Source organism: Vibrio sp. 1249-1 (genome assembly GCF_033340495.1).
Genome location: NZ_JAWOWJ010000695.1, coordinates 1 through 640 on the forward strand (window position 1 = coordinate 1; position 640 = coordinate 640).

Annotated in this window: 1 protein-coding gene; it reads right to left on the minus strand. The window is 41.9% G+C overall.

The features are described from left to right. The coding region (locus R7Z50_RS28405; protein WP_318149870.1) for a GNAT family N-acetyltransferase at window positions 1–418 on the minus strand (418 nt) is incomplete at its 3' end. Window positions 419–640 lie beyond the last annotated feature (222 nt).

A 640-nucleotide genomic window follows, 5' to 3' on the forward strand; every position in this document is an offset into this window, starting at 1 on the left:
TGGGAATTGTACCTATGATTTGAAACCCTAGCTTCTCCCAAAGCTTCACCGCAACTTCATTGGTAGAGACCACGCTGTTAAATTGCATCGCATCAAAGCCAAGTCTTAGAGCTGTTTCCTGAGAATGTTCACACATAATACGTGCAATGCCCTTACCTCTAGCTTCGCTAGAAACCATGTATCCACAATTACATATATGGCTACTTGGCCCCATTGCATTTGGCTTGATGTAGTAAGAGCCCAGTACAACGTCATTTTCTACGAAAGCAAAAGCTTTCAGGGGAGATTTACACCATAAAGCGAAGGCTTGTTCTAGCGTCATATTTGGGTCAAAGGCATAAGTTTCTTGTGCCTGGATTACCGCAAAAAATGTTGGCCAAAACGACTCAAAATCGGCTTTTGTGATTTCCCTAATCATGAATTTCCTCCTAGAACATAACGCCCTGTTAAGGTGTGAGCAACGCAATACCGTCGCTTCCGCATACCACCTTAAACACTAAACGCAACGCATGGTAAAAATGCCACGCGTTGCGAATCACTCTTGAACAGTTTGTTATGAGTTTTTATTCTCTAACGCTAATAGCTTCTTTTCTAGACGTTTAATTTCACTGAAGTTAACTTTAAGTTGCTCAAGCTCCTC